The sequence below is a fragment of the Pseudoalteromonas luteoviolacea CPMOR-1 genome (genome assembly GCF_001625685.1).
Classification (GTDB): domain Bacteria; phylum Pseudomonadota; class Gammaproteobacteria; order Enterobacterales; family Alteromonadaceae; genus Pseudoalteromonas; species Pseudoalteromonas luteoviolacea_K.
The window spans coordinates 137,555-163,600 of record NZ_AUYC01000038.1; the positions used below are offsets into that span (position 1 = coordinate 137,555).

Annotated in this window: 19 protein-coding genes; 17 read left to right on the forward strand and 2 right to left on the reverse strand. The window is 40.9% G+C overall.

The features are described from left to right. Positions 1-3: 3 nt before the first annotated feature. The 10 genes from malQ to rluF all read left to right on the forward strand — a co-directional run bounded on the left by malQ (position 4) and on the right by rluF (position 16,183). Positions 4-1,992: a 4-alpha-glucanotransferase gene (malQ, locus tag N473_RS17060; RefSeq protein WP_063368971.1), complete on the forward strand. Its 1,989-nt coding sequence runs from the start codon at positions 4-6 to the stop codon at positions 1,990-1,992. After that, positions 1,992-4,229 (forward strand): 1,4-alpha-glucan branching protein GlgB, encoded by a 2,238-nt coding sequence (glgB, locus tag N473_RS17065; protein ID WP_063368972.1) that lies wholly within the window; start codon positions 1,992-1,994, stop codon positions 4,227-4,229. Before malQ ends, glgB begins: the two co-directional genes overlap by 1 nt. Positions 4,230-4,231: 2 nt before the next feature. Continuing rightward, a complete protein-coding gene (gene glgX / locus N473_RS17070; RefSeq protein WP_063368973.1) occupies positions 4,232-6,283 on the forward strand; it encodes a glycogen debranching protein GlgX in 2,052 nt (683 codons plus the stop codon). Then, a complete protein-coding gene (locus tag N473_RS17075) occupies positions 6,276-8,759 on the forward strand; it encodes a glycogen/starch/alpha-glucan phosphorylase (RefSeq protein WP_063368974.1) in 2,484 nt (827 codons plus the stop codon). The genes glgX and N473_RS17075 overlap by 8 nt, the downstream gene beginning before the upstream one ends. 30 nt (positions 8,760-8,789) lie before the next feature. Next, on the forward strand, positions 8,790-10,088 hold the full coding sequence (gene glgC, locus N473_RS17080; RefSeq protein ID WP_039610339.1) for a glucose-1-phosphate adenylyltransferase: 1,299 nt from the start codon (positions 8,790-8,792) through the stop codon (positions 10,086-10,088). A 9-nt stretch (positions 10,089-10,097) separates the two neighbouring features. Then, positions 10,098-11,627 (forward strand): glycogen synthase, encoded by a 1,530-nt coding sequence (locus tag N473_RS17085; RefSeq protein WP_063368975.1) that lies wholly within the window; start codon positions 10,098-10,100, stop codon positions 11,625-11,627. A 143-nt stretch (positions 11,628-11,770) separates the two neighbouring features. Beyond that, positions 11,771-12,988 (forward strand): EAL and HDOD domain-containing protein, encoded by a 1,218-nt coding sequence (locus N473_RS17090; RefSeq protein WP_039610341.1) that lies wholly within the window; start codon positions 11,771-11,773, stop codon positions 12,986-12,988. Next, positions 12,988-14,076 carry a DUF418 domain-containing protein gene (locus N473_RS17095; protein ID WP_063368976.1) on the forward strand — a complete coding sequence of 363 codons (1,089 nt, stop codon included), beginning with the start codon at positions 12,988-12,990 and terminating at the stop codon, positions 14,074-14,076. Before N473_RS17090 ends, N473_RS17095 begins: the two co-directional genes overlap by 1 nt. Further along, positions 14,077-15,165, forward strand: a complete 1,089-nt coding sequence (locus tag N473_RS17100) for an ABC transporter substrate-binding protein (protein WP_063368977.1) — start codon at positions 14,077-14,079, stop codon at positions 15,163-15,165. A gap of 121 nt (positions 15,166-15,286) precedes the next feature. Then, positions 15,287-16,183 (forward strand): 23S rRNA pseudouridine(2604) synthase RluF, encoded by an 897-nt coding sequence (gene rluF / locus N473_RS17105; protein WP_063368978.1) that lies wholly within the window; start codon positions 15,287-15,289, stop codon positions 16,181-16,183. A 32-nt stretch (positions 16,184-16,215) separates the two neighbouring features. Here rluF and N473_RS17110 read toward each other — a convergent pair whose 3' ends face one another. Continuing rightward, positions 16,216-19,284 (reverse strand): efflux RND transporter permease subunit, encoded by a 3,069-nt coding sequence (locus N473_RS17110; protein WP_063368979.1) that lies wholly within the window; start codon positions 19,282-19,284, stop codon positions 16,216-16,218. A 2-nt stretch (positions 19,285-19,286) separates the two neighbouring features. Next, positions 19,287-20,366, reverse strand: coding sequence for an efflux RND transporter periplasmic adaptor subunit (locus N473_RS17115; protein ID WP_063368980.1), 1,080 nt, complete (start codon positions 20,364-20,366; stop codon positions 19,287-19,289). 107 nt (positions 20,367-20,473) lie between these two features. Here N473_RS17115 and N473_RS17120 point away from each other — a divergent pair, with 107 nt between their 5' ends. The 7 genes from N473_RS17120 (at position 20,474) to phrB (ending at position 26,045) form a co-directional block, all read left to right on the forward strand. Beyond that, positions 20,474-21,367, forward strand: a complete 894-nt coding sequence (locus tag N473_RS17120) for a LysR family transcriptional regulator (RefSeq protein ID WP_063368981.1) — start codon at positions 20,474-20,476, stop codon at positions 21,365-21,367. Beyond that, the gene (locus N473_RS17125; protein WP_063368982.1) at positions 21,357-21,662 is read left to right on the forward strand and encodes an MGMT family protein; all 306 of its coding nucleotides are present in this window, start codon (positions 21,357-21,359) and stop codon (positions 21,660-21,662) included. The genes N473_RS17120 and N473_RS17125 overlap by 11 nt, the downstream gene beginning before the upstream one ends. Before the next feature lie 105 nt (positions 21,663-21,767). Beyond that, complete coding sequence (locus N473_RS17130; RefSeq protein ID WP_063368983.1) at positions 21,768-22,340, forward strand: LON peptidase substrate-binding domain-containing protein; 573 nt, start codon at positions 21,768-21,770, stop codon at positions 22,338-22,340. Positions 22,341-22,398: 58 nt separating this feature from the next. Beyond that, entirely contained in the window at positions 22,399-23,022 is a 624-nt protein-coding gene (locus N473_RS17135) for a sigma-70 family RNA polymerase sigma factor (RefSeq protein WP_063368984.1), read from the forward strand. After that, positions 23,015-23,695 carry a ChrR family anti-sigma-E factor gene (locus N473_RS17140; RefSeq protein ID WP_063368985.1) on the forward strand — a complete coding sequence of 227 codons (681 nt, stop codon included), beginning with the start codon at positions 23,015-23,017 and terminating at the stop codon, positions 23,693-23,695. The genes N473_RS17135 and N473_RS17140 overlap by 8 nt, the downstream gene beginning before the upstream one ends. A 14-nt stretch (positions 23,696-23,709) precedes the next feature. Next, positions 23,710-24,666, forward strand: a complete 957-nt coding sequence (locus N473_RS17145) for a YbgA family protein (RefSeq protein ID WP_063368986.1) — start codon at positions 23,710-23,712, stop codon at positions 24,664-24,666. Next, positions 24,663-26,045, forward strand: a complete 1,383-nt coding sequence (gene phrB, locus N473_RS17150) for a deoxyribodipyrimidine photo-lyase (protein ID WP_063368987.1) — start codon at positions 24,663-24,665, stop codon at positions 26,043-26,045. Before N473_RS17145 ends, phrB begins: the two co-directional genes overlap by 4 nt. The last annotated feature ends 1 nt before the right edge of the window (position 26,046 follow it).

A 26,046-nucleotide genomic window follows, 5' to 3' on the forward strand; every position in this document is an offset into this window, starting at 1 on the left:
CCAATGCAAGGGTTACAACAACTTTTTTATCTTCATGGTATTGGGTTTGATTTTGTTAAATACGATGGAGAGCATGTCATTTTTGACAATATAACGAGGCAGGCTGCACTTGAGTGCTGCGGTGTCAACCCTCATGATCCACAGACCATTGAAAATTTAAACTTTGAATTAGATATTGCACCTTGGACGAGAGTCGTTGAAGAAGTCACGTTATGTAGTAGTGAGTCAGGTAAATTTGTGCTCAAGATTCATGAATCTTTAAAACACTCAATGGTGGGTATAAAAGCACAAGCTGTGGGTATCGATAAGACGATTCTACTTAGCGCGTGTGAAGAGAACGGTGAGTATATTCACAACGGCGAACGCTATATCGGAGTTGACGTTGTGTTGGGTCAATTACCTATTGGCTATTTTGATATGACACTTGAAGGCGCTTTTGGTGAAGTCTCATCAGAATTATGGTCAGTGCCTAAACATTGCTACAACCCATATTATTATGACAGCAGCAAAAAACCATTAGGGATATCTTTACAGCTCTATACACTCAAAAGCGACCGAAATTATGGCATTGGAGACTTTGCTGATTTACAGCAACTCATTGATTTATTCGCTTTGCAAGGAGGTGATTTTGTTCTTCTAAATCCACTTCATTTGCTGTTTTCAGATAGTCCAGAAGAAGCCAGTCCATATAGCCCTTCTCACCGCTGCCTCATAAACCCTTTGTATATTGCCCTTGATGATATTGAGCAGACAGTTGGCAATGATTGTGCGCAGCGATTCACGTCGACCGCTGATGTCGGGTCGGGCAGGGCGACCTCAAGCAAGTTTATTGACTACACTAAAACGTCAAATTTGAAATATAAGCTGTTTGAGCGACTGTATGAATGTTGGTTAGAAAGCCCTTTTAGAGAGGATTGTTTCAACCAGTTTATCGATGCAAAGCAAGTCATATTAAGCGGCCTAGAATTAAGTCGTTTTGAATGGTTTTTGCAATGGCTCTGCTCTGAGCAGTTGGCCAGTTGCCAAGCTTTGTGTATAGCAAAAGGAATGGAGATTGGACTGGTTAATGATTTAGCCGTGGGGTGCACCGGAGGTGGGTTAGAGTTTGGTAGTTACCAGTCATGCTTTACTGAAAAAGCAAATATTGGCGCACCTCCTGATCCATGGGCAGAGCAAGGCCAAAACTGGGGGATGCCAGCGTTAAATCCAATCAGAATCAAGCAAAACAAGTTTGCTTATTTTAAATCGCTTGTTCGCTCTAATCTGAATCAGGTTGGTGCATTACGCATAGATCATGTTATGTCATTGAGGCGGCTGTGGTGGTGTTTTACCAGTGAAGAGCGAGAACTTGGCTGTTATGTTTACTATCCATTTGATTATCTCTTGGCAATACTCAAAATTGAGTCGCACTTGCATCATTCACTTGTAATAGGTGAAGACTTAGGCGTGGTTCCACCAGAGGTAACACAGGCGCTTCATGAGTCCGCAATATTTGGTAATACGCTCTTTTATTTTGAAAAGAATCATGAGGGAGAGTTCAAGGCGAATGAAGAACTTAGGGAAAATGCTTTAATTATGGTTGCCAATCATGACGTACCGCCTTTTCATGGCTGGTGGACGGAAAAAGACATCGATATCAAGTATGAGTATGGGTTGATTGACAAACATCAATCCCATCACCAAAAACATGCTCGTACAGTAGAGAAGCAACGCTTAGTCAAGTGGCTTAGTGAGCACGGTGGAGTTGATTTTGATATGAGTGCACTTAGTCAAGAAGTCTACAGAGCTGTCATGCAGATATTAGCCAAAAGCCCGAGTAAGTTGTTGGCTATTCAGCTAGATGATCTGGATTCGCAAGCTTTTCCCGTAAATATACCGGGTACGAATAAGGAGTATCCGAACTGGCGTCGCAAATTAAATCATGAGCTTAATGAGTTATTCGAATTTAATAAAAACTTTATTCAGCATCTCAATGCAATCAGGAAGCAATAATGAATACCGTAAGTAAAAATGTTGAGATTTTAGAAGATTATACAGATCAGGCAAGTGCCTTACAGGCTGGCACATTTTCAGATCCTTTCAGTTTTTTGGGACCTCACAGTGTGAAGGTTGGACCAAAGGTGTATACGGTTTTACGTGTTTATATTCCCAGTGCCCACAATGTTTCTGTTGTATTAAACAAAAAAACGAAAAAGCTTGCGCGTTATTTAGAAACTGACCTATTCACTGTCGTCTTAGATACTGAGCTTGATATTCAAAATTATCGATTAAAAGTAGAGTTTGAGTCAGGTTCTTTGCTTTTTAAAGACGTTTACAGCTTTTGCAGTGCCTTAGATGCAGATGCAATGTACCTATTTAATGAGGGGACATTAGAGCATGGATACGAACATTTCGGTGCGCGCTTTATTGAACATCAGGGCGTAAAGGGGGTTCAGTTTAGTGTTTGGGCGCCAAATGCAAAATGTGTATCTGTAATTGGTGAATTTAATTATTGGCAAGCTAGCCAACATTTTATGCGTCATCATCCTGCCAGTGGCGTATGGGATTTATTTATTCCAGACTTATCAGCAGATAGTTGCTATAAATTTGCCATTACCACTGTAAATGGAGAAAAACTAGAGAAAGCAGACCCTTATGCTAGAAAAATGCAGCAAGCGCCAGGTACCGCAAGCGTATTGCAACAAAGCCTAAACTTACAACCTTTGGACAAGAAAGAGTCGCAGTTGCGTGCAAAGCGTAATCATGTAGAGGCTCCGATATCGATTTATGAGGTGCATTTAGGCTCTTGGAAGCGTAGAGAGCGCGAGGGGAACCGCTTTTTAACTTATCGAGAACTCGCTGATGACCTTGTCCCCTACGTAAAAAAGTTAGGGTTTTCACATATTCAGCTAATGCCCATCAGTGAGTTTCCTTTTGATGGTTCATGGGGGTATCAACCTGTAGGTTTATTTGCACCTTCAAGCCGCTTTGGCTCCGTTGATGACTTCTTGTATTTCAGCAAAGTATGTAACGAGTATGAAATAGGGCTTTTACTTGACTGGGTGCCAGGTCATTTTCCGACTGATCCTCATGGCCTTAATCGATTTGACGGTACACATTTGTATGAACATGCTGACAAGCGTCAAGGGTTTCATCCTGATTGGAACACATGTGTTTTTAATTATGATAGGCCTGAAGTAAAAAGTTATTTGCTTTCTAATGCAAACTACTGGGTTTCAGAGTTTCAGTTAGATGGGTTGCGAGTTGATGCAGTGGCATCCATGCTGTATTTGGATTACTCCAGAAATGATGGTGAGTGGGTAGCAAACCAATATGGGGGCAGAGAAAACCTTGGGGCAATAGATTGCTTACAAAGAAGTAATGCCGTTTGTTATAAAAACTCGCCCCATGCCATGATGGTTGCTGAAGAATCTACCGCTTGGCCGGGTGTAACACAAAGTGTTGATCATGGTGGACTCGGATTCGGATACAAATGGAATATGGGTTGGATGAATGACAGCCTAGGGTATATGCAGCGAGATCCGATTCATAGAAAATTCCATCATCATGAAATGACTTTCTCGATGGCGTATGCATTTTCTGAAAATTACATATTACCATTAAGTCATGATGAAGTTGTCCACGGAAAAGGGTCGCTATTGAGCAAAATGCCCGGAGATGATTGGCAGCAATTTGCAAACCTGCGTGCATATTATGGTTTCATGTTTGCTCATCCAGGTAAAAAGTTACTCTTTATGGGGAGTGAGCTAGCACCAAGAGAAGAGTGGGATCACAATCAACAGCTCAATTGGTCTTTATTGGAAAGTGATGCACATAAAGGGGTTTTTGACTCTGTAAAAGCACTTAATGAGGTATATCATTCAACACCTTCATTATACGAGGTTGATGGTTCGCCAGCTGGTTTCAGATGGATAGATTGCGATAATAGTGAACAATCAATATTGAGCTTTGTGAGATATGGTAAGCAGCAGTCAGATATAATGATTGTTGTAAGCCACTTTACGCCTCAGGTGTTTCATCATTTCCGTTTGGGCGTGCCCAAAAGTGGTGTTTATCAAGTTGTTTTTAACTCGGATGAGAAGCGTTTTTATGGCAGTGGTGTAAACGTTGTGGCCCATCGGCAGCAACTTGTACAAAGTAAAGCGGTCTCAAGTCATGGTTTAGACAATAGTATTGAAATTACGATACCGCCTCTCAGTACCGTCTATTTAAAATTTATATCGGCATAAGCATGGTTATATCTCATAAAGGTAAGATGTTTCCGCTTGGCAGCACAGTGTCAGACGCCGGCGTTAATTTTGCGGTCTACGCGCCTAATGCAGACAAAGTATGCCTTTGCCTATTTGATGGCTTTGGCAGATGTGAGCGAGACAGAATAGATATGTATAGCCACGAAGGGGGCGTGTGGAGTGTCTTTGTCGACTCCCTTAAGGAAGGGGCTCTTTATGGCTATCGAGCAGATGGCCCTTATAGCCTCTCAGATGGGCACTTTTTTAACTTTAATAAATTGCTTCTTGATCCTTATGCAAAGGACTTCAGTGGTGAGTTTACTTGGAGCGAGCGTCACTATTGCCATTTACCTGTTGGAGAATTTAATACCTTAGACAATGCCATTGATATGCCAAAGTCTAAGGTAGTTAAGGCACAGCTATATACAGGTACAAAGCCAAATATTGCTTGGTGCGATACGTTTATTTATGAGTGCCATGTGAAAGGTGCTACGCAATTACACCCAGAAATTGAAAAAAACCAAGTTGGAAAGTTTTCCGCACTTGTGCAGCCGGCTTTTTTGCAGCACCTCAAGTCATTGGGAGTGACTGCAATAGAACTGTTACCTATTCACGCTTTTGTTAGTGAACAGTTTTTGACAACTAAAGGGTTACAAAATTATTGGGGGTACAATACGCTGAGCTTTTTCGTGCCCCATAAAGCTTATTGTATTAATGGTGATATCAATGAGTTTACAACTATGGTGCGACAATTTCATGAACATGATATTGAGGTGATCATAGATGTTGTATACAACCATACTGCAGAAAGTGGCATCGATGGCCCTATGCTGTCTTTCAAAGGGCTAAATAATAACGGATATTATCGAACATTAAATTCTTCAGAGTCTACTTACATCAATGATACTGGCTGTGGTAACACGGTGAATATTGATGACCCGATAACTTTAAAACTTATTATGGACAGTCTCAGGTATTGGGTCGAAGTAATGGGCGTTGATGGGTTTAGGTTTGACTTAGCGACCATTCTTGGACGAACCTCAGAGGGCTTTACAAGCCGCCATTCATTTTTTCAAGCAATTTTACAAGACCCAATCTTATCCTCCGTGAAATTAATTGCAGAGCCTTGGGATGTAGGACCAGGTGGGTACCAACTTGGTGCGTTTCCACCTCCTTGGCGAGAGTGGAATGATAAATATCGTGACGTAGTTAGGCGCTTTTGGCGAGGTGATGGAGGGACGTTGCCTGAACTTGCAAAGCGGATCCATGGCTCTAATGATTTATTTGAACATAATCAAAGGGGACCGCTTAATTCAATTAATTTTTTGACTAGCCATGATGGGTATAGTCTCGCTGATTGGACGAGTTTTGAGCATAAGCACAACGAAGCAAATGGTGAAAACAACCGCGATGGACATAGCGAAAACTACTCGTTTAATTGCGGCGTAGAAGGTGCGACAAACAATAGTGAGGTCAACAACCTACGTATCAAAATGCAATTAAATGCGTTGGTTACACTGTTTTTGTCAAAGGGAGTACCGATGATAGCGGCCGGGACCGAGTTGAATCATAGCCAGCTCGGTAACAATAACGCTTATTGCCAAGACAATGAGGTCAACTGGTTAGATTGGTCAGGCCAAAATATGACTCATTCGCTGAGTCAATCTATCTCAGATTTGATTAAATTAAGAAAGCAATTAAGTGTGTTTCAGCACCCATTCTTCGTGCATGCTGATGATGAGCGGTTTTCGGTAGAATGGTTAAATAAAAAAATGCTTCCGATGAGCGAAAGTGATTGGCATGACGAAGAGAATAAAACTCTTATGTATATCCTTGCCGATAAACTCAAATCAAAAGCGGTGATGGTGATTTTAAATGCAGATACAGAGCACTTGACCATATCGCTTCCAACTTCCCCTTTTTCTAGTAGCTGGGAATGCATGTTTACGTCAGAGTACGCTTTTGACGCAAAGACGCTTCCTATCTCTTTTTGTCTAACTGGACAGAGTGCCTGGGTACTTGTGTCAAATTTAGAGGAAAACACGAATGACTGACAAAAAGTCTAATGTGTGTGTTGTTAAACACTGGCAGGACGCGCCGAAGCTTAATGAGAGCGCACTAGCAGATGATTTAAATCGGCATTTTTATTACACCTTAGGTCGCGATAGGGTTGGAGAGTCTAAACACTATTTGTTTCAAGCGCTAGCGTTAACAATCAGAGATAGAATGGTGGCACGATGCAGAGCGACAAATCAGCATCTAGCACAGAAAAAAACCAAAAAAGCGGCTTACCTTTCGCTCGAGTTTTTGATGGGGCGTGCATTGGGTAATGCCATTTTGAATTTAGATCTTGAAGAGCAAGTAAAATCAGCACTTAAAGAGTATGGTACAGATTTGGAAGAACTTGAGTCTGCTGAACATGATGCAGGGCTTGGGAACGGCGGTTTGGGAAGGCTTGCCGCATGCTTTTTAGATAGTTGTGCATCGCTTGGTTTACCCGTGGTTGGTTATGGTATTCGCTATGAATACGGTATGTTTAATCAATCTATTGAACATGGGGTGCAAATAGAGCAACCGGATAAATGGTTAAGGGAAGGCCACCCTTGGGAGCTAAGTGCGCCCGAGCAAGCGAAAGTTGTTAAGTTTTTCGGTAACGTAGAAACTCATACTGACAAACATGGCCGTATTCATCATCAATGGGTCAACTCGCAAGATGTTTTAGCTGTGCCTTTTGATGTTCCAATCCCAGGTTATCGAAATGGTGTAGTGAATACGCTGAGACTTTGGAAAGCAGAAGCTACAGATGAATTTAATCTGAAAGAGTTTAACGCTGGCAGTTATTCCGAGGCTGTGGCAAAGAAAAATTTAGCTGAGCAAATTACCATGGTGTTATATCCGAATGATGCCAGCGAAAATGGTAAAGAGCTACGATTGCGACAGCAGTACTTTTTATCAAGCGCAAGTTTGCAAGATATTTTGCATCAGTGGACAGAACTGCATGGTAATGATTTTAACGATTTTGCTCAATATCATGTGTTTCAGCTTAATGACACTCATCCCAGCGTTGCTGTTGCTGAGCTAATGCGCTTATTACTGGATGAATATGAACTTGAGTGGGAGCAAGCTTGGAAAATAACGACGACGACGATGGCTTATACAAATCACACTTTATTGCCAGAGGCTTTGGAGAAATGGTCGGTTTCGTTATTCAGTCGTTTACTTCCAAGAGTGCTAGAAATAATTTATGAAATAAATGCGAGATTCTTAGCTGAAGTGGCGCTGAAATGGCCTGGGGATGTTGAAAAACAAAGGCAACTTTCTTTGATTGAAGAAGGTCCTGAGCCACAAATCAGAATGGCATATTTGGCTATTGTTGGAAGCTTTTCTGTAAACGGTGTCGCCGCTCTACATACAGAATTGCTTAAATCAGGACTGTTTAATACTTTTTATAATTTATGGCCCAAGAAGTTTAACAACAAAACAAATGGCGTCACACCAAGAAGGTGGCTTGCGCATTGTAACCCAGATTTAGCGGCATTGATCACCAATAAAATTGGTGAAGGGTGGCAAGCTGATTTTTCTGAGATCAGTGCAATAAGAAGGTACTACGATAAACCTGCTTTTCACACACAGTGGCAAAAAGTGAAAGAAGCTAATAAAGCCAAATTAGCTGAATTAGTTAAAGCGAGGTGTGATGTTGAGTTTGATACAAGCATGATATTTGACGTGCAAGTGAAGCGCATTCATGAATATAAGCGGCAACTTTTAAACATTTTGCATGTTATTGCGTTATATGACCAGATCCGTCGAGGCGATGTAAAAGACATTGTACCAAGGTGTGTTTTATTTGGTGGTAAGGCGGCACCAGGTTATTACATGGCCAAGCTTATCATTAAGCTGATTAATAATGTGGCGAATGTGGTCAATAAAGACAGTGCAGCTCAGCCTTACCTAAGAGTTGCTTTTTTGCCAAATTATAATGTAACCGCAATGGAAACTATTTGTGCTGCCACTGACCTATCTCAACAAATATCTACAGCAGGTAAAGAGGCCAGTGGTACGGGCAACATGAAATTCATGATGAATGGTGCTGTGACTATTGGCACGTTGGACGGTGCAAATATAGAAATTAGAGAACAAGTTGGAGATGACAACTTCTTCTTGTTTGGGGTCACTGCAGAGCAAGCTAACCAGGTAAGACAGCACTATGATCCAACAGGTATTATTGATGCATTTGCGCCGTTGAAAAATGCCATGCAATTGCTTAAAAGTGGCCATTTTAATCTATTTGAACCTAATATTTTCGATGACATTATTGCATCAATTACAAGCCCAAATGACCCGTGGTTGGTTGCTCAAGATTTTGAAAGTTACTTTGAAGCCCAAAAGCGGGCAGCAAAAAGTTATACGAATAAAACACTGTGGAATCGTATGAGTATTTTAAATACAGCGGCTAGTGGCACTTTTTCTAGCGATCGTACTATTTCTCAGTACAGCGAAGAGATTTGGCGATTGAAACCAATGCAGTAACCGCCGTGAACAATAATATGGAGATAAGAAATGCCGAGTTATGCAAACCGTTATATAAGTAACCTGACAAGAGACACTTATGCATTGATCCTTGCAGGTGGACGTGGCAGTCGGTTGCACGAATTAACCGACTGGCGCGCAAAGCCGGCGGTGTACTTTGGTGGAAAACACAGAATCATTGACTTCCCGTTGTCTAATTGTATTAATTCAGGGATACGTCGGGTGGGTATTGCAACGCAATATAAATCTCACTCACTGATTAGGCATGTAAATAGAGCATGGGGCCACTTTAAAAAGGAGTTAGGAGAGTCTGTAGAAATCTTACCTGCTTCACAGCGTTATGGTGATGAATGGTATTGCGGTACTGCTGATGCAGTATTTCAGAATATGGACATAATTCGTCATGAGCTACCAAAATACGTCATGATATTGTCGGGCGACCACGTGTATAGAATGGACTATGGTGCATTGATCGCGAAACATGTCGAAACTGGCGCTGATATGACGGTTTGCTGTCTTGAGGTAGATTGTGATGAAGCGGCAAATACGTTTGGCGTCATGACTGTAGATGAAGGTAAACGGGTACGTCGTTTTGATGAAAAGCCTGCTGAGCCTGCATCTATTCCCGGCAAGCCTGGCACGTGTCTAGCCTCTATGGGTAATTATGTATTCAATACAGAGTTCTTATTTGAACAGCTAAAACGAGATGCGCAAAGAGAGGGATCAGGGCGTGATTTTGGTCACGACATCATTCCTTCAATTATCGAAGAGCATAATGTATTTGCTTTTCCATTTAGAGATCCTAGCCATCCTGGACAGCCTTATTGGCGAGATGTGGGCACCATAGATTCTTTTTGGGAAGCGAATATGGAGTTGGTATCTGTTCAGCCGCAACTCGACCTGTATGATCCATCGTGGCCTATTTGGACTTATCAAGAGCAGCTTCCGCCTGCCAAATTTATATTTGATGACGAAAATAGACGTGGGATGGCGGTAGACTCTACAGTGTCTGGCGGCTGTATAATTTCAGGTGCTGTGGTTCGTAAATCTCTATTGTTTTCAAATGTTCACGTGCATTCTTATTGTGAAATAGAAGGTGCAGTTGTGCTTCCAGGTGTTAAAATAAACCGTCACTGTAGGATTAAGAACGCAATTATCGATAGAAGCTGTGAGATCCCAACTGGTATGAGAATCGGATTCGACCCAGAGGAAGACCGCAGTAATGGTTTCAGAGTCTCAAATAAAGGTATCGTACTCGTTACTAGAGATATGCTTGCTGCCTTGCAAGCAAGCCAAAAACCAAAAGAGTCAAGTTTGGAAAGCGCTTAAGGTTAAATTATGCATGTAGTAATGGTGGCAGCGGAAAATGATAGGCTGCCAAATTGCAAGGTTGGGGGAGTCGCGGATGTTATTCGCGATATCCCTTACGCTTTGTCTCGTCTTGATATCAGTACATCTGTAATTGTGCCCGATTACGGGCAAGCTAATTTAAATAGGCAGTTCGTTGCTGACATTGCAGTCCCTTTTAAACAGCATCTAGAAACTGCTGTGTTGTGGCTAGTTGAGCGAGCTGACGGGGTGTCACAGTATGTTATATCTCACTCTCTGTTTTCTGAACATGGTGGTTCTGTTTATTGCAATGATGTAGACAGGCCGTTTTATACTGATGCTAATAAGTTTGCGTTTTTTAGCGCCGCAGTTTGTGAAGTGATTGAACACGGGCTTATTGGCAATGTAGATGTGTTGCATTTACATGACTGGCACGCTGCTTGTGTGGCCGTTTTACGACAGTTTAGTCCGCGATTCAATGTTCTGAAGCAAGTGAAAACCGTCTTTACAGTGCATAATCTTGCATTGCAAGGCGTGAGGCCTTTTAACGGTGATGAATCTAGCCTTGAAGCTTGGTTTCCAACGATGAGCTATGATGGCCAACAGATATGTGATCATCTTTATCCTCATTGTTTTAATCCCATGAGAGCTGCAATAGGCTTAGTAGATAAGGTACATTTGGTATCGCCTACTTATTGCGATGAAGTGCAAAGAAGTAGTGACCATCAAGCGGGCTTTTTTGGGGGAGAGGGTTTAGAGCATGATATGCAAATTGCGGCGAGTAAAGGGAAACTTGTCGGGATCCTAAATGGCTGTGAGTATTCACAGCAGCAGCCTAAACCAGAACTATCAAACTTATTTCGTAGTGCTGAGTCTAATATCTTTAAATGGATGGCAAAATCGGCGGAATTGAAAAGTGTTTATTACATTGCACATCAACGTCTGCTTGCATGGCAAAAAACCCCCTGTGAGGGCCCTTTAGTAACGAGTGTAGGCCGATTGACTAATCAAAAAGTATTTTTGCTTAAACAAGCAATCGATGGTGATATGACTTTTGATCATTTAGCAAGGGCACTCAATGAGCACAAAGGAAGGATGATTGTACTTGGTTCAGGTGATCATGAATTAGAATTTTTGTTTTCACAAGTTATGGCTCGCAATGAAAATGTGCTTTACTTAAATGGCTATGGGCAGGATGTTGGTGATCTGATGTACGCATTGGGCGATCTGTTTTTAATGCCGAGCTCTTTTGAACCATGTGGAATTAGTCAAATGTTGGCAATGAGAGCGGGTCAGCCATGCTTAGTTAATTCGGTTGGAGGGCTGGCCGATACGGTATCTGATAATGAAAATGGGTTTACTTTTTGCGGAGATAATATACAAAATCAGGCTCATAACTTATTAGAGCGATTTAAAGCGTGTATAAATGTATTTATCCATCACAGAGATGAGTATAATAGAATAGCCGCTGGTGCATCTCAAAGTAGATTCACTTGGGAACAAAGCGCAATTAAGTACAAGGAAAATTTATATGAGTAGATGATATCTACTCATCCTAGTGTTACAAAACTAGTACTTTAATGTTTTAGTTTGATTTTATTTATCAGAAATTCGGGTTAAAATAATAAAAAAGCATAAAACAAAAGTACTGTTATTTATACAGTATAGCTAGGAGCGATGATTTGAAAGTGTTTGTGGCTCGACAAGCCATTTTTAATCGCAAAAAGCACGTAGTAGCTTATGAGCTATTGTTTCGTGATGGCACAAAAAACAGCTTTCCTAATGTCGCTGAAAATGCTGCTACAGCTAAGTTAATAATGGACAACCAACTAAATCTTGGAACGCGTTATTTGACTTCAGGGAAAAAAGCACTAATAAATATTGGAGAAGATTCTTTAAATCAGGAGCTTGCACGATTTTTACCCGCCGATGATGTTATTTTGGAGTTGCTAGAGACGATTGCTCCAACAAGCGAAAATTATGAAAAAGTCAGACAGTTATTTCACAGTAACTATCGCTTGGCATTAGATGATTTTAACTATTCGAAAGAGTGGGAGCCATTCTTAAAACTGGCCCGTCTGGTCAAATTTGATCTGGTTGAAACGCCGTTGGAACAAATAAGACCATTGGTTGAGCAGCTTAAAAAACGTAAAAACTTAAAATTATTAGCCGAAAAGGTTGAGACGGAAGAAGAGTTTATCACTGCAAAAAAAATGGGATTTAGTTTTTTTCAGGGATATTTCTTTGCGAAACCGACCATGATCGCGCAAAACGACATTGAGATAAATTACGCGATAGTAATGCTTATATACGCAGAAGCATTAAAACCTAATATGAATATACCTCGAATCGCTGAACTTTTTGCTCAAGATACAGCTTTAGCATATAAGCTGCTTAGGTTAATTAACTCTGGTGTATTTCCGATTAAAAACCGAATTGAGTCTCTGAAACAAGCGTTGGTATATCTTGGCCATGAACGGATAATTAAATTTGTAAACTTGATTATGACTGCGCATGTAGCTGAAACCAAACCAACCGAGTTGACGCGATTAAGTATTGTTCGCTCTAGGTTTTGTGAGTTATTGAGTAGGCAAGTAGCGCCGTCACTTGCCAGTATGAGTTTTTTAACAGGCTTGTTTTCTTTGCTTGATGCGATTTTAGATAAACCAATGGATGTCGTCGTTGAGAGATTGCCCTTTCCTGAGGTGCTCAGAGACGCATTGGTTGGAGAGCCCAACACGCTATATTATATATTAAATACAGTTAAAGCTTATGAAAGTGGGAGCTGGTGGGCGATGCAAGAGGCATGCACTATGCTGAATATTTCAGATGAGAACCTGCCAGATTTTCATGCACAGGCTGTAAACTGGGCTGATATGTACCGTGACCACGTCTATTAATGTGCAGAATAGAGCCGATTGACTTTATTAGAGGGGTTGCCGTGCTCGGCTTGCCTCTCACCAACTTGATGTACATGTCGAATTTTACTTCCGGCAGTGTTGCTCCAAGCTCTCAGTGGAGTGATGAGCTTATCAGTTACTTAGTTGATGTTTTTGCGCATGGTAAGTTTAGAACTGTTTTTAGCATTTTATTTGGACTTTCACTGTGCTTGGTCTATGCAAAACACAAGGAGAGCAGGGGGGCTGAAATTAAAAGTCGTCTTTTCATCTTAGGCGCGATTGGCTGTATTCATGGTTTTGTAGTGTGGCCGGGGGATATTTTGCTCAATTATGCACTTTCTGGTTTGCTCGTGTTATCTGTCATTAAACTAGACACCCGTATTTTGATGAAGCTTGCCGTTTGCAGCATCTTAATTCCAATCGGAATCCTCATTTTATTAATTTATCAGGGGGGAGAAACAACGAATAGTTACCAACTTGATTTGGATGAAGTTGGATTTAGTGTTTTAGGGCTCCTAGCGTTTAACTTTGAAAATTATTTATCGATGCTGGTGTTACTTCCTACGATTACGCTTTGGTATGTCTTTGGTTTAATGTTAATTGGAGTATTGCTCTATCGGGCCTATTGGCAATTCAAAGCTGTTGTACCAGTAGGGCTCTGTCTATTCCTATTGATGCCAATATCGGTGATTAGCTCTAGTATTGCTCGAGCGTTGTTCTCAGCAGAGTATCGACTGATATATGAGTTATTGAACTGGTTATTTGCCATTCCTTTAAGTGTTGCTGTCGTCTGCATTGTACTTCATTACCGTAACAGTATAGTTTTTCGGGCATCTCTTCTCTCACATGCAGGCAAAAACTCTCTATCACTATATCTGATGCAGTCCGTGCTAGGTGTATGGCTTTTTCAGTTTGCTTTTCCTACATGGAAGATTTATTTCACGCATACGGACTATTTTTTACTATTTATAAGCTTTACTATCCTACAATTAGCATTAGTGTGGTGTCTTTGGCGAATGTCATTGAAGGGCCCAGCGGAGTGGTTCGTTGGTCACTGTCGGGCCTATTTAAACAGAAGAGAGTATTAAATGTCGTTGATAAAAGTGTTTTGCTTCATACTCACGCTGGTGTTTTCATATGTGTCACAAGCCAAAAGTAATTTCTCTGTGCTGTTTGTTAACCCTTCTTTAGAAGGAGAGCCCTTTTGGGGGAAAGTTCAAAAGATCACAGAAAAAGCGGCAGCTCAGCTAGATGTTAACATTGATGTGATTTATGGTGATGGTAATCGTCACATTCAATTGGCTGAGCTTAAAAAGTACCTCGATTATAGAGCGAGCCCTGACTATGTCATATTAATGCTATACCCTGGTGGAGCAGAACAGACGCTCACAATGCTTAATAATTATGGCATTAAGTTTATAACGCTTGAACAAACCATTACCGGACTTGAGAAAGAAGAAATAGGGTTCCCCAAAAAGCGTTTTGAGCATTGGTTGGGAGAGATATACTTTGATAATTATCAAGCAGGTTATGATTTGGCAAAATCCTTACACCAAAAAGTGCTTGCTGATGGACATAAGGGACAGGTCAATGGCTTGGCAATCAATGGGCATTATGGAAGCGAGTCAGATAAACGAAATCAAGGTGCAGCAGATTACTTCAAAGAGCATAACATAAACCTTCAACAAACGGTGCATGCCAGTTGGTCAAAAGAGCAAGCTTACTCAAAAACAAAACGTCTATTTAAGCGTTACCCTCAAACTCACATTATTTGGAGCGCTTCAGATTTAATGGCCATGGGGGCGCAAACAGCAGTCAGACAATTGGTAAAAAATAACGCCGATAAAGTGGCAATTGGGGGATTTGATTGGTTGCCTGATAGTTTAGGACTCATTGAACAAGGCACACTAACGGCTTCAGTGGGCGGGCATTTCATGATGGGGGGCTGGGCACTTGTTTCTCTTTTTGACTTTCATCATGGGGCGAAATATTGGCTAGAAAACAATGCAATTACTTTCCACCTATCTGCAATTACAAGTGATAATGTCGATGAATACCTGTGGATTTCTTCTTCCCCTGATTGGTCTAAGCTCAATTATAAGGATTTAAGCATTTTGGATTCAACATCGAAGTCATATAACTTTTCGCCTGAGCAGTTGAGGCAAACGCAAAATTAAGTCTTTCTTTAGCTAAAGTCACGTCTTCTTTGGTAATAAAGTGACGTGTACTTGAGTGTTCTGATTCATTTTAAGTTGGAATCATTATACAATCAGCGTTTTTTAGAACATTGAGAATGGCGTGGATACACCAAAACGATTAAATAAGTATATCAGTGAAACTGGATTTTGTAGCCGCAGAGAAGCAGATACACTCATCAGTGAAGGCCGCGTGTCTGTGAATGGCCAGATTGCCGAAATGGGCTTAAAGGTCACTGATGCAGATAATATTTTGGTAGATAATAAGCCTTTAAAATCCAAGCCGAAACGCGTTTATATCGCTTACAATAAGCCTGTTGGCGTGACATGCACCACTGAGCGAAAAATAAAAAGTAATATCGTTAACGCAATTAATTATCCTGAACGTATTTTTCCTATTGGCAGATTGGACAGGCCTTCTGAAGGACTGATCTTTTTAACCAACGAAGGTGACATCGTTAATAAAATTTTGCGTGCTGGCAACAATCACGAAAAGGAATACATCGTTACTGTTGATAAAGTCATTGATGATAAGTTTATTCATGGCATGCGTTCAGGTGTACCAATTCTTGGCACTGTGACAAAAAAATGTTTTGTTAAAAAAACTGGGCCTAAAAAGTTCACAATCACGCTTACACAAGGGCTAAACAGACAGATCCGTAGAATGTGTGAATATTTTGGTTACGAAGTTCAGACGCTGAAGCGAGTGAGGATCATGAACGTGAACCTTAATGGGCTGAGAGCAGGTGAGTGGCGTCACTTAAGCGAAAAGGAAATGTCAGAGATCAATGCTTCTATAGAAGGTTCTTCTAAAACGGAAGAAGCATCGGTTGATAATAAAAAAAGAATAAGGCCAAAAGATTCATCTAATCAAAATCGTAGTTCATCAGATAAGCCACGTAGTCAGCATAAGAGTAATCAAGCACGGCCAGACAAACCGAAAAGAAGATCAGCTAAAAAGCCGGAGCGTGTTAAAGGGACACTTTCACTGAAAAGATAAAAATGGCCGCAATTGCGGCCATTTTTAATTTGTTATCGAGCGCTTTCTGGCGCTTTAATTTTGAAAGCCAAACAATAAACAACCGGTATAACAATTAAGGTTAAGATTGTGGCAAAACCAAGCCCAAACATAATTGTTACTGCCATTGATTTAAAGAACACATCAAATAGCAGTGGGATCATACCTAATATCGTCGTGATGGCAGCCATTGATACAGGCCTTACACGGCTTACCCCAGAATCAAAAACGGCTTGATAAGGCGTCTTACCACTGTCGATTTCAAGGTTTATTTGGTCCATCAGTACAATTCCATTTTTTATTAACATGCCAGAAAGACTTAGCAATCCAAGTAGTGCCATAAAACTAAATGGGGCTTGAAAAGTAACTAGCCCGGCTGTTACACCAATAATGGCCAGTGGTACAGTACTCCATATGACTAACGGCTTTTTAACTGAGTTAAACAGTAGCACTGTGATCATAAACATACTTAAATAGCCCAGAGGAAGTGAGCCAAAGATGGCTGTTTTCGCTTTAGACGAAGACTCATACTCGCCGCCCCATTCCATTTTGTAGCCAACAGGGAGCTCAATGGATTCAATATCTGCTTTTATTCGGGCAAAGAGTTTGGCAGGTGTTTCGTTGCCAATCACATCATGGTCAGCCATGACCGTGATAGTGCGCTTTCGGTCTCGACGCATGATCAAGCTGTCTTCCCAGACAACTTCAAATTTATCTACGATTTGGCTTACCGGCACGTATACATTGAGTACAGGGCTAAATACTTGTAAGTCCTGCAAGTTCTCAACACTGTACCTTTCTATTTCAGGAGAACGTGCGACGATAGGTAACATTTGTGTACCATCACGGTATAGCCCAACTTGTTTACCAGAGATGCTAGTCAGCAGTAACTGGTCTAGATCGGTTTTGCTGATCCCTAAACGACGTGCTTTTTGTTCATTAAATACGGGCTGAAGCACTTTGCTTCGTTGACGCCAATCGTCTTTTATACTGTGCGCGCCAGGATCATTTTCTAAAATTGCTTTAGCTTCAGCTGCCAATTGGCGTAAAACCACAGGATCAGGACCTGAGAAGCGCGCTTCGATTTTAGCATCCGTTGAAGGGCCTATCTCCATACGCTTTATTTTCAGTTGTCCATCCAGTTCATTTTCTCCGGAAAAAGCACGGACCTTTGCTATCATGTCAGTGACATCTTCACGTGTTTTTACTCGGATAATGAGCTGCCCATACGCGTCATATTGCTTTTCAGGGCTGTATGTGAGCATAAACCTTGGCGCACCTTGACCAATTGTTGCTGTGACGTCTGTTACCGCATCATGCTGTCTTAGGAATGTTTCTAGCTTTTTAACATTGTCTGAAGTCGCGCGGATATCTGCACCTTGGTAGTTCCAATAATCAACATAGAACATTGGCGTGTTTGATGCTGGGAAAAAGGATTGCTTCACTGACTTAAAACCAACGATTGCGCTGCCAAGCAAAATAACCATGAAGACCACCGTAGCCCACCTATTACGTAAGCTAAATGCGAGTAATGTTTTATAAGCGGTAAAAATAACCCCTTTATAAGGATCGTTTTGCTGTTCGTTACTACCGGATTTAATCTCTTCTTTAAAAAGCATGTTTGCAAAGAAAGGAGTGAGTGTAATGGCGGTTACCCAGCTAAGTAGCAGTGAGATAAATAGCACCCAAAATAATGAACCTGCAAACTCACCACTGGCATCTGAGCTCAATCCAATTGGTGCAAATGCTGTAATACCAATCACGGTTGCCCCCAATAGTGGCCATTTGGTTTGCTCGACAATATTAACCGCCGCTTTCACTTTCGTTTGACCGCGTTTTAAGTTAATCAAAATACCTTCTGTTATTACAATGGCATTATCTACCAACATACCTAATGCGATGATTAAAGCACCCAGTGAGATCCTCTGCAGATCGATAGCAAACAACTTCATAAAAATGAAAGTGCCTAAAACAGTTAGGAGGAGTATACCGCCGATTAAGATACCGCTTTTTACACCCATAAAAATGAGCAATACAATGATAACAATTGCTACGGCTTCTAATAAACTCACGATGAAGCCATCCACTGACTTCTTAACTTCAGCGGGTTGATTGTAAACACTATTCACTTCTATGCCATAAGGCTTCTGATATTCTAATTCTGCAAGGCGCTTTTTAATTGCTACGCCCACATCAACTACGTTGACGCCGGAAGTGAATGAAATACCGACCAATAAAGCCCTATCATTATTAAAGCGAGTAATGTGGTTCGGTACTTCTTGGTATTCTCTTGAGACCGTAGCAACATCGCCTAAATAGATCAGTTCTCTAGCACCTGGTTGAGATATTAGTAAATTCTCGAGCTCAGATACATTTGAAAATTCACCTGTAGGGTGTAGGCGAATTGATTCGTTGCCTACGCGAATTTTACCGGCATTCGATACAGTGTTTTGCGTTTTGAGTAATGAGAAAATATGATTAGGAGAAATCCCTAACTGCGACATCTTTTGGGTCGAGATTTCGACAATGACTTGAGCTTGTTGTTCACCTGCCACTGTGACCTTACTGACACCATCTACTAATACAAGCTCACGACGTAAAAAATCGACATAGTCTTTGAGCTCATCATACGTATAACCAGTGCCAGTAACGCCATATAACATACCGTATACGTCAGCAAAATCATCCATAATTGTGGGCGGTTGTACACCAGATGGCAGTTGTGGTGTAAGGTCATTAATTTTGCGTCTTAACTCGTCCCATATTTGTTTGAGATCCTCTTTACGGTAGGTACTTTTCATTTCAACTGAAATCTGAGACTTACCTGGCGAAGAAATTGAGGTGACATAATCAACGTACGGCAAGCTCTGTATTGCATTTTCAATGGGGTAGGTGACTTCCTCTTCTACTTGCTGTGGCGATGCGCCAGGGTAGGCTGTGATCACCATGGCTTTTTTTAATGTAAACTCTGGATCTTCCAATTGGCCGAGGCCAAAGTATGAAATACCACCTGCTGCAAATAGCAGCACAGCAAACATTGCACTAATGACTTTATTTTCAATAGACCAACTCGCTAAGCTCATAATTATAAGCCTCGCTCTTTTGTCCAAGGCCTCACTTTCAAGTTTTCTTTGAGGTGATGCACGCCAGCGGCTACCACAATTTCACCTGCTTTAAGTCCATCTAAAACTTCAATACTCGACGCTCTCATTTCACCCAGCGTTATACGACGTTTGTTGACTGTATTTGTATCCGTGTTATACACCCAAACGTAGTGATTATTGTCTATTTGTTCATCCTGAGCTGAGAAAACTGCTTCGTTAGGTACTAGCAACGCGCGCTTTTGTAAGTTCATGACTTTGCTAGGGTCGATATACACATGGCCTGTCATACCAGCGAACAAATTGAAATCTTCCGGGATTGGAAGTGAAAATACGACTTTATATGTCAAAGTAACTGGATCTGCTTGAGTGTCCCACTCTTTGATGGTTAACGAGTATGATTTATCAGGAAAACCATCGAAAACAACGGTTGGGTGGTAGTCTAAATCTTTGTTTACACGGGCAACAAGTTTCTCTGGTACTTGAATGACAACATCCATGCGATCACGGGTTTCCAGTCTGAGGATGTTTTGTTTGGCAATAACATTTTCAAAATTTTTGACAAATACTTTCGCAACTGTACCATCAAATGGTGCGCGTAGTTCACTATTTTGTAGATTTGTTTGTGCAATTCTGTATGCAGATTCAGTGACTTGCTTATTGGCGAGAGCTTGATCATATTCAGCTTTACTCGCTGTTGACTTGTTAAACAACGATTCAATACGGTTTAGCTGTAATGTAGCGAGCTCATATTGGGCTTTGCGTTGTTGGAATTGTAGTTCAAAGTCTTCAGGATCTAATTTCGCCAGTAGTTGACCCTTTTTCACTTCTTGGCCCGCTAAAATTGGAAAGTCGATAAGCTCACCGTTGACACGAAATGCGAGGTATGAACCTTGATTTGCGACAACTTCGGCAGGGAAATGTCTTATTGCTGCCGCAGCTGGATCGCTGACCGTATGCAGTTTGACTGGTCTAACTAAGTCTCGATTTGGTGATTGGATAACTTCATCTTGGCAAGCACTAAGTAAAAGTGCGGAAGATAATACGAGTACGCGTTTAAACACTTAAGTTACTCCGAAATATATGACTCCTAAGATAATGTAGTGCAGGATATATAAAATAGTACTAAAATAAAAATTATAAATAATTAGAGTTTTAATAAATAAAATTTATGAAGTTGTCGGATTTAGAAGTGCTCCATGTGGTTGCGCATTCTCAAAGTCTCAATGATGCGGCCAAACGTCTATACAAAACACAACCCGCGGTAACGCAAGCGTTAAAAAGGCTAAGTACCGAGTTGGGATTTCCCTTGGTTACTAGAGAAGACTATAGAATTAAGCTCACAGAGCAGGGACAGCGTTTTTATAAAGAAGCGGTAAAGTTGATTGAGCATCATGAAAACCTTAAATCAATGGCTGCAGATTTTGCTCAAGGAAACGAGCCTAAGTTTAATATTTGCTATGAAGCAATGAGTTATGACTACAACTGTAATGAGCTTATTAAACGTACGTTTAGGCAATTCCCGTCTACAGCGTTTGAAATCACCAGCGGTAAGCGTTTTGTTGCACTCGATAGAGTGAATCAAGGTCTATCAGATATCGGAGTCGGACCTTGGTTTAATTTGTTTCATGCAACCGGTGACTTAGAGTCTGTCGCTATTGGTGAAGTAAAGTTGGGCCTGGTTGCTAAAAAAGGTTTGTTGCCGAGTAAACTGACATTCGAAGCGTTAAATCAGTACCCTTGTTTAGCGATGACAGAGAGTGGATTTGAGTTTGATAGCGACCGCCTAGAGTACTCAAAAAGTCGCAGTGTCATGAAACTTGATGACATTGCAACAATCAAGATGTTTTTATTACAGGGGCTTGGTTTTGCGATTGTGACATTAAACCACTGTGAGAAAGAGCTAGAACAAGGATTGCTTGAACAAATACGGGTATCAGATAGGCAAGATCAGTTTACTGTCGATATCCATGCGTTTAGAAGACAGTTACCGCATCATGGTTCTGTTGCACAGTATTTATGGGAAGGATTTAAAGACTTAGGTAAAAAATATCGTGAACGATGAATTCAAACAAAATGTATACACACTTATAGGCGCTATTCCTAAAGGGAGTGTGGCTACTTATGGGCAAATAGCAAAGCTTGCAGGCGCACCAAAGCATGCGCGTTCAGTGGGCTACCTATTGAAGCATTTGCCTAATGACAGTACTTTACCTTGGCACAGGGTGATTAACAGTCAGGGAAAAATCTCTTTTCCAACAGGCAGTGAGAAGTTTAATGCTCAGTCTTTTAAGCTTCAAGCAGAGGGGGTAGTGCTGCTTAATGGAAAAATATCTCTACAAAAATATTTGTGGCGTTAATTAATATCTTGATAAGAAAGCATCGAGATAATTTCGGAAATTGGGTTGATCGGTTTAGAACATGTTGGCGTAAATAGACTTAGAGATTATCACAACTAAGTTAATATGAAACGAGCACTTTTTCCTTTATCAGTATATATTTTACCGCAGGGTTACACACGGTTACGCATATTTGAGCCTCGCTATTTGCACATGGTTAAAATGGCCATGAAAGAGCATAGTGGCTTTGTGTTGTGTCACAGCGATAAAACGTCTGCGACAGACGTATCGAGAGAAGGTGTCTTTGTTGAAATTGTTGACTTTTCACAAGACAGTGGTGGTCAGTTACTTATAGACGTATACGCTCGGCACCGAGTATTGATCTCGGATGTAACTGTTGACGATATGAACTTAAAGTATGGTTCGTGTGAGACTGTCGATAAGCCATTGTGGGAGCTTGGTAGCGAGAGCTTTGTTTATCATGAACGCTTGGCTGACTTGTTGAGAGATTTATTTGTGGTGAACACTGAACTTAATGACTTGTACAAGAAGAAAAATTATGCGGATCCGATTTGGGTCGCAGCCAGATGGCTGGAGCTATTGCCGCTCACGTTGACTCAAAAGCAAAAAATTCAAAGCTGTCGAACGTATCAAGCGGTTGCAGGTGTTTTGTTCGAAGTTTTTGACGAACAAGAGTGATCTTAATGTCAAAGTATGCCGTATAGTCTACTATGTTACTGGCTGAGAGTGTTACATTATGGTTAGTTTAGAGCAATCAAGTGATTGCCGCACAAAAAAAGGTATAAACCAAGGGATGCAAGAAACCCCTTCAGAGCAGTTAACTCAAGCATTAGTTAAAGTTGCAAATGATGCGGATAAAAAAGCGTACGCATATTTGTTTTCTTATTTCGCACCGAAAATAAAGCGTTTCGGTATCAAGCAATTTGGCTCGGAAGCAATGGCGATGGAGTTGGTGCAGGACACAATGACATCAGTGTGGAGAAAGGCTAAGCTTTACCACCAAGATAAAGGTGCAGCAACAACTTGGGTATACACGATTATGCGAAACGCATCATTTGATGCGCTTAGAAAAGTTAAAAGCAATCGAGAAGATAATTTAAGTGAAGAAATTTGGCCCTTGTTTCATGATGAGCAAGTGTGCGAGAAAAGTTTCAAAGACCATCTACAAACCAATCAACTCAAAGAAAAAATCAAAAACTTGCCAGCGGCACAAAGAGATGTTGTGGTTGGGGTATATTTTGAAGATATGACACAAGAACAACTTGCACATCATCTAGGGATCCCAGTTGGTACGGTAAAATCTAGGCTGCGCTTAGCGTTGAAGAAATTAAAAGTTGAATTGGGAGAGCAGCATGATTAAGTATCATCCCTCTAAGCAGTTAATGCACAAGCACCTTGCCGGGGAGTTACCTGTAGGTTTAAGCGTCGCCATTGCTGCTCATATTGAACTTTGCGACAAATGTAAATGTGAAGTTGAATCGATTGAAGCGAAACAAGCAGAGCAGTTTTTTAATAGTCAATCAGTCATGAGCGATGACCATGATGATGCCTTGTCGACAGAGGACGATTTACTATTTGATGCGATGTTAAGTGATATTACGTCGCTTGACGTTGATGCACAAGTTGTTCGTCATGAAGCAAAAATGTTCGATTATCAAGATAAGTCAGTACAACTGCCAAGAGCCATTGCAGCGTTGAAGTTAGGCAGTTTTATTAATGCTGGAAAGGTATCTCGCGCCCGTTTTGAGCTTGATGAAGGCCCAATGCGAAGCAGTTTACTTCACATAAAGCCTGGTGGAGAGATCCCAGAACACACACATACTGGTTTTGAGCTAACATTACTTTTAGATGGGACATTTGAAGACGAGAGTGGGAAATATGTGCCCGGTGATTTTATCATGTTAGATGGGCGACATAATCATACTCCTAAAACTGAAGAAGGCTGTTTGTGCTTTACGCTAGTCGACAATGCCCTGCATTTTAACAAAGGGTTAAGTAAACTTCTAAATCCTATTGGTAAGCTGATTTATTAGGGAGAGATTTAAGTATGCAATTTAATACACCTATACAGATCGGATTAAGTGCATGTCTAGGCGGAGACAGAGTGCGCTTTGACAAAGGACACAAACGCTCAAATTTTTGTATGGATGAGTTTAGCAAGCATGTAGAGTTTGTTAAGTTTTGCCCTGAAGTAGCCATCGGTATGCCTGTTCCTCGTGAGACCATAAGGCAAGTTCGCTATGGTGATACAATTAGAGTATGTAGACCTGATGGTTCACAAGATGTTGGTCCGAAACTAACGGAATACGGTAAGAAAATCGCTAAAACAAAAGCTAAAGAGTTGTCTGGATTCGTTTTTTGCGCCAAAAGTCCAAGTTGTGGCATGGAGCGTGTGAAAGTATATAACGACACAGGCACTGGTGCGACAGCTGAAGGCGTTGGGGCGTTCGCCGCTGAGATAATGCGTCATAACCCGTTACTTCCATGTGAGGAAAACGGCAGATTGAACGATGTGCACTTGCGTGAGAACTTTGTTATGAGAGTGTTTGTGTATAAGTCTTGGCAAGAATTAATGGAACAAAACGTTACAAAACATATGTTAACAGAGTTTCATGCCAAACATAAATATTTGCTTATGAGCCACAATTACGCTGCATACAGAACGCTTGGACGTTTACTTGCTGAAGGTGATCCTAATGAATCACTTGAAGTGGCGCATCAATATATCTCTGGATTAATGACGGCTTTGAAAAAGCCCGCAAGTAGAAAAGCACAAGCAAATACGCTGGCGCATTTACAAGGTTATTTTAAAAACGAATTATCAAGCATCGAGAAGGCGGAAATGGTTGAGGCCATTGATGAATATAGAATGGGACTTGTGCCATTAAATGTGCCATTGACTCTACTAAAGCATCACCTGCGTGTTCATCCTAAGTCTTATCTAGAACAACAAGTGTACTTTGACCCATATCCACATGATTTAAAATTAAGGTTCTCAATTTGAGCAAAGCACTTTTTTGGTTCAGGCGCGATCTGAGGTTATCTGGTAACCAAGCGCTTGAAGACGCGATTAACAACGGCGCCACTGAGGCGCTGTTTTTTGTTTGTGAAAAACAATGGCAAATACACAATACCAGTAAAATACAAATTGATTTAGTTAAAAGGCGAATTGATTATCTTGGTGTTCAATTGGCAGAGTTAGGTATAAAGCTTCATGTGATTGATGCACAAGATTTTCAGCAATTACCAAGTAAACTTGAAGAATTTATAACACAGCATGGTTTTACTCATATTTATGCCAATAGAGAGTATGAAATTAATGAGCTAAACCGTGATGAACTGTGCACTTCACTCGGTGCTGAACTGCGTTTATATGATGGTGACGTTCTTTGTCCACCTGGTAGTGTTGTTACTAAAAATGGAGAGATGTTTAAGGTATTTACCCCGTTTAAAAAAGCATGGTTATCGCAGTATTCACAGTATACCTTCCCAATAAGTCAGTATATTCACTCAGTAAATCAGCCTATTACTTGGCAAACTCCAGACTTGTTAGTTACTAATGGTGCTTCTGATAAGTGGCCTGTGGATGACCATATACTTTCACAGGTCATCGAGCAGTTCTTAGATGAAAAGTTAAACGAATATAGTGAATACCGAGATGTGCCGAGTATTAAAGGGACTTCAGGGTTGAGTCCTTACCTTGCGTTAGGGGTTATATCTGCTTCGGATCTAATTGGCCGAATTCAACAACGGATGCCGGATGTATTATATAGAACTAAAACTTCTGCATTTACTTATATAAATGAATTACTTTGGAGAGAGTTTTACCGTCATTTAATGTATATCTTTCCAAAACTATGCAAAAGCAATAATTTTAATGAAAAATACAATGCTGTTCAGTGGCTAGATGACGAAGAGGCCTTTTCATCATGGTGTGAAGGTAACACAGGATACCCTATTGTTGACGCGGCCATGCGACAACTTAACCAAACTGGGTGGATGCATAATAGACTGAGAATGATAGTTGCGAGCTTTTTAACTAAACATTTATTAATTGATTGGCGTAAAGGTGAAGCTTACTTCATGAGTAAGCTGATCGACGGTGATTTGGCCGCAAATAATGGTGGTTGGCAATGGGCCGCGAGTACGGGATGCGACGCACAACCTTATTTTAGAATATTTAATCCGATAACCCAAAGTGAAAAGTTTGATCCTGATGGAACTTTTATTCGTAAATATGTACAAGAATTAGAATGGGTGCCAGCTAAGTATATTCATTTTCCACATGATTATATCAACGCTGTTGGCAGGCCTTGTTATACAGCACCTATAGTTGAACATAAAGAAGCGAGAGCCAGAGCGCTTGATGCATTTAAGGTATAGA

Coding starts and splice junctions, on each gene's coding strand:
- N473_RS17140 (WP_063368985.1), top strand. CDS start 23,015: ATGATTAAGTATCATCCCTCTAAGCAGTTAATGCACAAGCACCTTGCC.
- N473_RS17120 (WP_063368981.1), top strand. CDS start 20,474: ATGAAGTTGTCGGATTTAGAAGTGCTCCATGTGGTTGCGCATTCTCAA.
- N473_RS17110 (WP_063368979.1), bottom strand. CDS start 19,284: ATGAGCTTAGCGAGTTGGTCTATTGAAAATAAAGTCATTAGTGCAATG.
- glgC (WP_039610339.1), top strand. CDS start 8,790: ATGCCGAGTTATGCAAACCGTTATATAAGTAACCTGACAAGAGACACT.
- glgB (WP_063368972.1), top strand. CDS start 1,992: ATGAATACCGTAAGTAAAAATGTTGAGATTTTAGAAGATTATACAGAT.
- N473_RS17085 (WP_063368975.1), top strand. CDS start 10,098: ATGCATGTAGTAATGGTGGCAGCGGAAAATGATAGGCTGCCAAATTGC.
- N473_RS17095 (WP_063368976.1), top strand. CDS start 12,988: ATGTGCAGAATAGAGCCGATTGACTTTATTAGAGGGGTTGCCGTGCTC.
- N473_RS17130 (WP_063368983.1), top strand. CDS start 21,768: ATGAAACGAGCACTTTTTCCTTTATCAGTATATATTTTACCGCAGGGT.
- N473_RS17135 (WP_063368984.1), top strand. CDS start 22,399: ATGGTTAGTTTAGAGCAATCAAGTGATTGCCGCACAAAAAAAGGTATA.
- malQ (WP_063368971.1), top strand. CDS start 4: ATGCAAGGGTTACAACAACTTTTTTATCTTCATGGTATTGGGTTTGAT.
- N473_RS17075 (WP_063368974.1), top strand. CDS start 6,276: ATGACTGACAAAAAGTCTAATGTGTGTGTTGTTAAACACTGGCAGGAC.
- glgX (WP_063368973.1), top strand. CDS start 4,232: ATGGTTATATCTCATAAAGGTAAGATGTTTCCGCTTGGCAGCACAGTG.
- N473_RS17145 (WP_063368986.1), top strand. CDS start 23,710: ATGCAATTTAATACACCTATACAGATCGGATTAAGTGCATGTCTAGGC.
- N473_RS17100 (WP_063368977.1), top strand. CDS start 14,077: ATGTCGTTGATAAAAGTGTTTTGCTTCATACTCACGCTGGTGTTTTCA.